This is a genomic window from Pantoea sp. C8B4, from assembly GCF_051336905.1.
In the GTDB taxonomy this organism is placed as follows: Bacteria; Pseudomonadota; Gammaproteobacteria; order Enterobacterales; family Enterobacteriaceae; genus Pantoea; species Pantoea rwandensis_B.
The window spans coordinates 200,721-208,854 of sequence record NZ_JBGMNK010000010.1; the positions used below are offsets into that span (position 1 = coordinate 200,721).

The window sequence follows — 8,134 nt, forward strand, 5'->3', positions numbered from 1 at the left end:
TCCGTTGCTTAATAGCGGGCAGGAAAGAGTATGCGTAAACGTTTTATTGCTGGTGCGGTATGTCCGCAATGTCAGGAAAAAGACACGCTGGCGTTATGGCGTGAAAACAATGTCGAAGTGGTGGAGTGCGTGCAGTGCGGCCATCAAATGCGTGAAGCGGATAAACAAGTTCGCGATAAGGTGCGCAGCAATGAGCAAGTGATCGGCATTTTTCATCCTGAGTAGCGGAATGGCGCAGCTTTTTTTAAGCTTAAACTTACAGCGGGATTGAATTCCGCTACAATCGGCGCCATTAACGCTGAGCAGTATGCAGCAACACATTTGTTGGCATCCTCAGTCTTGAACCTTTCTGGTTGGTTATTGCACGCAAAATAGACCAATGAGACGGGATCTCAGTTCTCAACGGTTAGGAGATATCATGAAAGTAGCAAAAGACCTGGTGGTGAGCCTGGCGTATCAGGTTCGTACCGAAGACGGTGTGTTGGTTGACGAGTCACCGGTGAGTGCACCGTTGGACTATCTGCACGGTCATGGTTCCCTGATTTCTGGTCTGGAAAAAGCGCTGGAAAATCACGCGGTTGGCGATAAGTTTGATGTGCATATTCCAGCAAACGACGCTTACGGTCAGTACGATGACAACCTGGTGCAGCGTGTACCAAAAGACGTGTTCATGGGCGTCGACGAACTGCAGGTTGGCATGCGCTTCCTGGCAGAAACCGATCAGGGTCCAGTGCCGGTTGAAATCACCGAAGTGGAAGACGAGCACGTTGTGGTTGATGGTAACCACATGCTGGCGGGTCAGAACCTGAACTTCAACGTGGAAGTGGTAGCGATCCGTGAAGCAACGGAAGAAGAAATCGCTCACGGCCATGTGCATGGCGCGGATGGTCATCATCATGACCACGATCACGACCATGGTCACGATCACGGCCAGGGCGGTTGTGGTACTGGCGGTTGCGGCTGCAGCCACTAAGTTCTGCATTGAACAACAAAAGGCCACCTCCGGGTGGCCTTTTGCTTTAATAGTGCGGTGGTGGCGTCTCTTCGGACTGCGAAGCAATCGGTGAGGGTGTCGCTGCTTTCACTTTATCCACTAATAAACGTACCTGTTCGCGCATGCGACTCATCTCTAGTTCGTGTTGAGTCACCGTCAGATTGAGCTGATCGATGGTATGCTCCTGAAATGCCAGTTTGCTCTCCAGCGCCTCAAGGCGTTGTTCCCACTCTTCATGCTGCATCATCTCTTCTCCTGTCACGGTGCTGCGCCTGGCGCGTATCGGGCGTGATTCTACGGCCTTTAGCGCCAGAATCACCCGATTTTTAACCTTTATGGGGCTTTGCGGTTGAAATCAGCGCTAATGCCTTCATCTCTGGTGAAACTTCCTGATGCAAAAAAGGTCGGATGTTAAGCGGGTAATTACGTTGTGGGAGTGTTCGCCGCTGCCACGTAAAGTTATAGTGTGGGCCACTGTCCGCAATGATTCCCGAGGTTTAGATGCTTCGGTTTTGGAGAAAGGATGAAATCACTGTTTAAAGTCACATTGTTAGCTACCACCATGGCCATTGCGCTGAATGCACCGCTGGCAATGGCAGCTGAAACCGCTGCGGCTCCGGCTGACGCTGCTCAGGCAGCACCGCAGGCACCGAAAAATGCTGCCTTCAAAAACGAAGACCAGCAGTCAGCTTATGCGCTGGGTGCCTCTTTGGGTCGCTACATGGACAACTCTCTGAAGGAACAAGAGAAGCTGGGCATCAAACTGGACAAAGATCAGCTGATCGCAGGTGTTCAGGATGCATTCGGTGGCAAGAGCAAGCTGTCTGATCAAGAGATCGAGCAGACACTGCAAGCCTTCGAAGGCCGCGTGAAAGGCGCTGCACAGGCGAAGATGGAAAAAGACGCGAAAGAGAACTCTGACAAGGGTGCCGCTTACGCTGATAAATTCGCCAAAGAAAAAGGCGTGAAGAAAACTGAATCTGGCTTGCTGTATCAGGTTGAGAAAGAAGGCACCGGTGACGCACCTAAAGACAGCGACACCGTCGTCGTGAACTATAAAGGTACGCTGATTGACGGTACCGAGTTCGATAACTCTTACACCCGTGGCGAGCCACTGTCATTCCGTCTCGACGGCGTGATCCCAGGCTGGACCGAAGGTCTGAAGCACGTGAAGAAAGGCGGCAAGATCAAGCTGGTGATCCCACCGAACCTGGCTTACGGCAAAAATGGCGTTCCGGGCATTCCGGCCAACTCAACGCTGGTATTTGATGTTGAGTTGCTGGATATCAAGCCAGCGCCAAAAGCGGATGAGAAAGCACAGGCTCCGGCCGCTGCTGATAAGAAAACGCAGTAATCTGCTTGCGCTTCTGACGCCGCCTCCGGGCGGCGTTTTTATTTGTCCGCCAGACTTGAGATTCGCTGGCTGTACTCGCAATGCTCAGGGCTGAACGAACATGCCGTCTTGCAGCAAGCCAAATTGTTTAGGGGAATGAGTAAAGCTCTGGCTAAACATCCCGACATTTGCCAGACTAGCGCCTGCACAACTATCACAATATGAGTCTGCCCCAAAGCTGTCGAGACAGGCTCCAGCCATTTAGGGTAATGTCTTCGATGTCTAATCCATTCAATCCCGGTGAACTGACTGACTTCGATTTACTGGAGCAACGTCCGTTCGAGCAAGCCGATTACGATATTCTCAAATCTTACGAAGCCGTCGTTGATGGCCTCGCGATGCTGATCGGCTCGCACTGCGAAATCGTGCTGCATTCACTGGAAGATTTGAAATGCTCCGCCGTGCGCATCGCCAACGGTGAACATACCGGCCGTAAAGTGGGCTCGCCGATTACCGATTTGGCATTGCGCATGCTGCATGATATGCATGGCGCAGACAGCAATGTGTCCCGTGCTTACTTCACGCGCGCCAAAAGCGGTGTGCTGATGAAATCTGTCACCATTGCGATTCGCAATCGTCAGCAGCGAGTGATTGGCCTGCTGTGTATCAACATGAACCTTGATGTTCCGTTCTCGCAGATTATGTCGACCTTTATGCCGCCGGAAATGCAGCAGGTGGATTCCAACGTCAACTTTGCCAGCTCAGTCGAAGACCTGGTGATGCAAACGCTGGAATTTACCATTGAGGAAGTGAGTAACGACCGCAATGTGTCGAACAACGCCAAGAATCGCCAGATTGTGCTCAACCTGTATGAGAAGGGAATTTTTGATATCAAGGATGCGATTAACCAGGTCGCTGACCGTCTCAATATTTCCAAGCACACGGTTTACCTCTACATCCGTCAGTTCAAAAGCGGTGACTTCCAGGGGCAGGATCGCTAATGCGTTATACCTTGCTGGTAACGGGGCCGGCGTACGGTACGCAGCATGCCAGTAGTGCATTGCTGTTTGCTCGTGCGTTGCTCAAAGCAGGGCATCAGCTGGAAAGTGTTTTCTTTTATAGAGAAGGTGTGCTGAATGCCAACCAGCTTAGTGCACCTGCCAGCGATGAAGTGGATGTGGTGCGCGCATGGCAACAACTGCGCGAAGAGAGCGGTGCCGCGCTGAATATTTGCGTGGCTGCCGCATTGCGCCGTGGCGTGACGGATGAGCAGGAAGCCACTCGCTTGCAACTGGCAGGCAGTAATTTGCAGCCTGGTTTTGAACTGAGCGGCTTAGGTGCGCTGGCAGAAGCCGCGTTGAGCTGTGATCGTCTGGTGCAATTCTGATGAATCGCGTGGCATTTCTTTTCACTCAGGCACCTCACGGCAGCAGCGCGGGCAGGGAAGGGCTGGATGCGGTGCTGGCCACTGGCGCGCTTAGCGAAGACATTGGACTGTTCTTTATTGGCGATGGCGTGCTGCAACTGCAACGCGAACAGCAGCCTGAGCAGATTTTGGCTCGCAACTATATCGCGACGTTTGGCGTGCTCGATCTCTACGACATCGACCAGTGTTTCGTCTGCCGCGAGTCACTTGATGCGCGTGGGCAAAGTCTGACGGCTGAACGTGTGATGACGGCTGAAGTGCTGGATGCCGCGACACTGCGCCAGACACTCGCCACTTATCATCGAATCCTTCGTTTCTGAGAATCCAACATGCTCTACACGCTGCTGCAATCACCCTGGCAATGCGATATCGATAGCCTGTTACTGCTGATGCAGGAGGGCGACGATTTGCTGCTAATGCAGGATGGCGTCACGGCGGCGCTTGAGGGCAGCCAGATGTTCTTCAAGCTGCAAGCCTCTCCGGCCGCGCTTTGGGTCCTTGAGGAAGATGTGGTCGCGCGTGGGTTGGTTGAGCAAATTTCGACCAAAGTAGCACGTTTGGACTATACTGGTTTCGTAGCGATGACGGTGAAGCACCAACAACAAGTGGCCTGGTAGCAAGGAAAACCTGGTTATTTCTTGACACCCTTTTGACACAGCCCTAAAATTCTGCCTCCTCGTAGTAATACGAGGCGATTTATTACGTGTTTACGAAGCAAAAAGCTAAATCCCAGGAGCTATTTAATGGCAACAGTTAACCAGCTGGTTCGCAAACCACGCGTACGCAAAGTTGCAAAGAGCAACGTGCCTGCGCTGGAAGCTTGCCCGCAGAAACGTGGTGTTTGTACTCGTGTGTACACCACTACCCCTAAAAAACCAAACTCAGCACTGCGTAAAGTTTGCCGTGTGCGTTTGACTAACGGTTTTGAAGTTACCTCCTACATCGGCGGTGAAGGTCATAACCTCCAGGAACACTCAGTGATCCTGATCCGTGGCGGTCGTGTTAAAGACTTGCCAGGTGTGCGTTACCACACCGTTCGCGGCGCGCTTGACTGCTCAGGTGTTAAAGACCGTAAGCAGTCACGCTCCAAGTACGGCGTGAAGAAGCCAAAGGCTTAATGGTTCTCCGTTAAGTAAGGCCAAACATTTTCACTTTAATGTCAAAATAAACTCGTAGAGTTTTGGACAATCCTGAATTAACAACGGAGTATTTCCATGCCACGTCGTCGCGTCATTGGTCAGCGTAAAATCCTGCCAGATCCTAAGTTCGGATCAGAATTGCTGGCTAAATTTGTAAACATCCTGATGGTAGATGGTAAAAAATCTACTGCAGAATCTATCGTCTATACCGCACTTGATACCCTGGCTCAACGTGCAGGTAAAGATGGTCTGGAAGCTTTCGAAGTTGCTCTCGAAAACGTACGTCCGACTGTAGAAGTTAAGTCACGTCGCGTTGGTGGTTCAACCTACCAGGTTCCAGTTGAAGTCCGTCCGGTTCGTCGTAATGCTCTGGCAATGCGTTGGATCGTTGAAGCTGCTCGTAAACGCGGTGATAAATCAATGGCTCTTCGCCTGGCGAACGAACTTTCTGACGCTGCAGAGAACAAAGGTACTGCAGTTAAGAAACGTGAAGACGTTCACCGTATGGCTGAAGCCAACAAGGCGTTCGCACACTACCGCTGGTAACAGCCACGTAGTTGTTATTAACCCAGCGGGCGTCCCAGTGGCTTACCTGCTGGGCTTTTTTAACTTAGAACGTCTCAGAATCAGAGGAATCAAATGGCTCGTAAAACACCCATTGAGCGCTATCGTAACATCGGTATCAGTGCTCACATCGACGCCGGTAAAACTACCACTACCGAACGTGTTCTGTTCTACACCGGTGTAAACCACAAAATCGGTGAAGTGCATGACGGCGCCGCAACCATGGACTGGATGGAGCAGGAACAGGAACGTGGTATTACCATCACTTCCGCTGCAACCACCTGTTACTGGTCAGGTATGGCTAAGCAGTTCGAGCCACACCACGTCAACATCATTGACACCCCGGGACACGTTGACTTCACCATCGAAGTTGAGCGTTCTATGCGTGTGCTTGATGGCGCAGTAATGGTTTACTGTGCGGTTGGTGGTGTTCAGCCACAGTCTGAAACCGTATGGCGCCAGGCTAACAAATATAAAGTTCCACGCATCGCGTTCGTTAACAAAATGGACCGCATGGGTGCTAACTTCCTGAAAGTTGTTGACCAGATGAAAACGCGCCTGGGTGCAAACCCGGTTCCACTTCAGCTGGCTATTGGCGCAGAAGAGAAATTCACCGGTGTTGTTGACCTGGTGAAAATGAAAGCCATCAACTGGAACGATGAAGATCAGGGCGTTACCTTCGTTTACGAAGATATCCCAGCTGATATGCAGGAACTGGCTCAAGAGTGGCGTGCCAACCTGGTTGAAGCCGCTGCTGAAGGTTCTGATGAGCTGATGGAGAAATTCTTCGGCGGTGAAGAGCTGACTGAAGAAGAGATCAAAACTTCTCTGCGTAAGCGCGTGCTGAAAAACGAAATCATCCTGGTAACCTGTGGTTCTGCATTTAAGAACAAAGGTGTTCAGGCGATGCTGGATGCGGTTGTTGAATACCTGCCAGCACCGACTGACGTTACCGCGATCAACGGTATGCTGGACGACGGTAAAGACACGCCGGCTGAGCGTCATTCTGACGACAACGAGCCGTTTGCTGCTCTGGCGTTCAAAATCGCAACCGACCCGTTTGTGGGTAACCTGACCTTCTTCCGCGTTTACTCTGGTGTTGTTAACACCGGTGACACCGTGTTCAACCCGGTTAAGTCAAACCGTGAGCGTCTGGGCCGTATCGTTCAGATGCACGCAAACAAACGTGAAGAGATCAAAGAAGTTCGTGCGGGCGACATCGCAGCAGCGATCGGCCTGAAAGATGTGACCACTGGTGACACCCTGTGTGATCCAGAAAACGTCATCATTCTTGAGCGCATGGAATTCCCAGAGCCGGTAATCTCTATCGCCGTTGAGCCGAAAACCAAAGCTGACCAGGAAAAAATGGGTCTGGCTCTGGGTCGTCTGGCGAAAGAAGATCCATCATTCCGTGTATGGACTGACGAAGAATCTAATCAGACCATCATCGCGGGTATGGGTGAGCTGCACCTAGACATCATCGTTGACCGTATGAAGCGTGAGTTCAACGTTGAAGCGAACGTCGGTAAACCACAGGTTGCTTATCGCGAAGCGATTCGTTCTAAAGTTACCGATGTTGAAGGTAAACACGCTAAGCAGTCTGGTGGTCGTGGTCAGTACGGTCATGTTGTTATCGACATGTACCCACTGGAGCCGGGTGTTAACCCGAAAGGCTACGAATTTGTCAACGATATCAAGGGCGGTGTGATTCCAACTGAATACATCCCTGCGGTTGATAAAGGTATCCAGGAGCAGCTGAAGTCTGGTCCACTGGCCGGTTATCCGGTAGTTGACCTGGGTGTTCGTCTGCACTTCGGTTCTTACCATGACGTTGACTCCTCTGAGCTGGCGTTTAAACTGGCCGCTTCTTTAGCCTTCAAAGATGGCTTTAAGAAAGCACAGCCAGTTCTGCTTGAGCCGATCATGAAGGTTGAAGTAGAGACTCCGGAAGAGAACACCGGTGACGTTATCGGTGACCTTAGCCGTCGTCGTGGTATGCTCAAAGGACAGGAATCTAACGCTACTGGCGTTCAGATCCATGCTGAAGTTCCGCTGTCTGAAATGTTCGGATATGCAACCCAGCTGCGTTCTCTGACCAAAGGCCGTGCTTCTTACTCCATGGAGTTCCTGAAGTACGATGATGCGCCGAACAACGTCGCTCAGGCCGTTATTGAAGCTCGTAGCAAATAAGCTACGGTTTAAAAATTGTGAACTGATGCCTTCATGACTCATGAAGGCACAACGTAAGGAATTATCGCCATGGCGAAAGAGCAATTTCAGCGTAACAAACTGCACGTAAACGTTGGCACCATCGGTCACGTTGACCATGGTAAAACCACTCTGACTGCAGCTATCACCACCGTTCTGGCTAAAACCTACGGCGGCTCTGCTAAAGCGTTCGATCAGATCGATAACGCGCCAGAAGAGAAAGCTCGTGGTATCACCATCAACACTTCACACGTTGAATATGAAACCCCGACTCGCCACTACGCACACGTTGACTGCCCAGGCCACGCCGACTATGTAAAAAACATGATCACCGGTGCTGCGCAGATGGACGGCGCGATCCTGGTTGTTGCTGCGACTGATGGCCCAATGCCACAGACCCGTGAGCACATCCTGCTGGGTCGTCAGGTTGGCGTTCCTTACATCATCGTGTTCCTGAACAAGTGCGACAT

At 51.5% G+C, this 8,134-nt stretch carries 12 protein-coding genes; 11 read left to right on the forward strand and 1 reads right to left on the reverse strand.

What is annotated here, in order from left to right; genetic code table 11:
• The first annotated feature begins 30 nt into the window (after nucleotides 1–30).
• Both ACCW76_RS14525 and slyD read left to right on the forward strand, forming a co-directional pair.
• Nucleotides 31–225 (forward strand): YheV family putative zinc ribbon protein, encoded by a 195-nt coding sequence (locus ACCW76_RS14525; protein ID WP_034830784.1) that lies wholly within the window; start codon nucleotides 31–33, stop codon nucleotides 223–225.
• A gap of 193 nt (nucleotides 226–418) precedes the next feature.
• Nucleotides 419–973 (forward strand): peptidylprolyl isomerase, encoded by a 555-nt coding sequence (gene slyD, locus ACCW76_RS14530; protein ID WP_034830781.1) that lies wholly within the window; start codon nucleotides 419–421, stop codon nucleotides 971–973.
• Nucleotides 974–1,019: 46 nt separating this feature from the next.
• Here the strand turns inward: slyD and ACCW76_RS14535 are convergent, their stop codons facing one another.
• Nucleotides 1,020–1,238 (reverse strand): SlyX family protein, encoded by a 219-nt coding sequence (locus ACCW76_RS14535; protein WP_034830802.1) that lies wholly within the window; start codon nucleotides 1,236–1,238, stop codon nucleotides 1,020–1,022.
• Nucleotides 1,239–1,517: 279 nt separating this feature from the next.
• Here ACCW76_RS14535 and fkpA point away from each other — a divergent pair, with 279 nt between their 5' ends.
• From fkpA to ACCW76_RS14580, 9 genes are all read left to right on the forward strand, one after another.
• On the forward strand, nucleotides 1,518–2,348 hold the full coding sequence (fkpA, locus tag ACCW76_RS14540) for an FKBP-type peptidyl-prolyl cis-trans isomerase (protein ID WP_436338935.1): 831 nt from the start codon (nucleotides 1,518–1,520) through the stop codon (nucleotides 2,346–2,348).
• Between the two features lie 257 nt (nucleotides 2,349–2,605).
• A complete protein-coding gene (locus ACCW76_RS14545) occupies nucleotides 2,606–3,328 on the forward strand; it encodes a helix-turn-helix transcriptional regulator (RefSeq protein ID WP_034830776.1) in 723 nt (240 codons plus the stop codon).
• Entirely contained in the window at nucleotides 3,328–3,714 is a 387-nt protein-coding gene (tusD, locus tag ACCW76_RS14550) for a sulfurtransferase complex subunit TusD (RefSeq protein WP_038644322.1), read from the forward strand. The genes ACCW76_RS14545 and tusD overlap by 1 nt, the downstream gene beginning before the upstream one ends.
• Nucleotides 3,714–4,073: a sulfurtransferase complex subunit TusC gene (tusC, locus tag ACCW76_RS14555; protein WP_038644324.1), complete on the forward strand. Its 360-nt coding sequence runs from the start codon at nucleotides 3,714–3,716 to the stop codon at nucleotides 4,071–4,073. Before tusD ends, tusC begins: the two co-directional genes overlap by 1 nt.
• A gap of 9 nt (nucleotides 4,074–4,082) precedes the next feature.
• Nucleotides 4,083–4,370, forward strand: a complete 288-nt coding sequence (gene tusB, locus ACCW76_RS14560) for a sulfurtransferase complex subunit TusB (protein ID WP_436338938.1) — start codon at nucleotides 4,083–4,085, stop codon at nucleotides 4,368–4,370.
• Between the two features lie 126 nt (nucleotides 4,371–4,496).
• Complete coding sequence (rpsL, locus tag ACCW76_RS14565; protein WP_006120575.1) at nucleotides 4,497–4,871, forward strand: 30S ribosomal protein S12; 375 nt, start codon at nucleotides 4,497–4,499, stop codon at nucleotides 4,869–4,871.
• A 96-nt stretch (nucleotides 4,872–4,967) separates the two neighbouring features.
• The gene (rpsG, locus tag ACCW76_RS14570; protein ID WP_007886246.1) at nucleotides 4,968–5,438 is read left to right on the forward strand and encodes a 30S ribosomal protein S7; all 471 of its coding nucleotides are present in this window, start codon (nucleotides 4,968–4,970) and stop codon (nucleotides 5,436–5,438) included.
• A gap of 93 nt (nucleotides 5,439–5,531) precedes the next feature.
• Nucleotides 5,532–7,646, forward strand: a complete 2,115-nt coding sequence (gene fusA, locus ACCW76_RS14575; RefSeq protein ID WP_436338940.1) for an elongation factor G — start codon at nucleotides 5,532–5,534, stop codon at nucleotides 7,644–7,646.
• 69 nt (nucleotides 7,647–7,715) lie between these two features.
• The coding region (locus ACCW76_RS14580; protein ID WP_436338942.1) for a GTP-binding protein at nucleotides 7,716–8,134 on the forward strand (419 nt) is incomplete at its 3' end.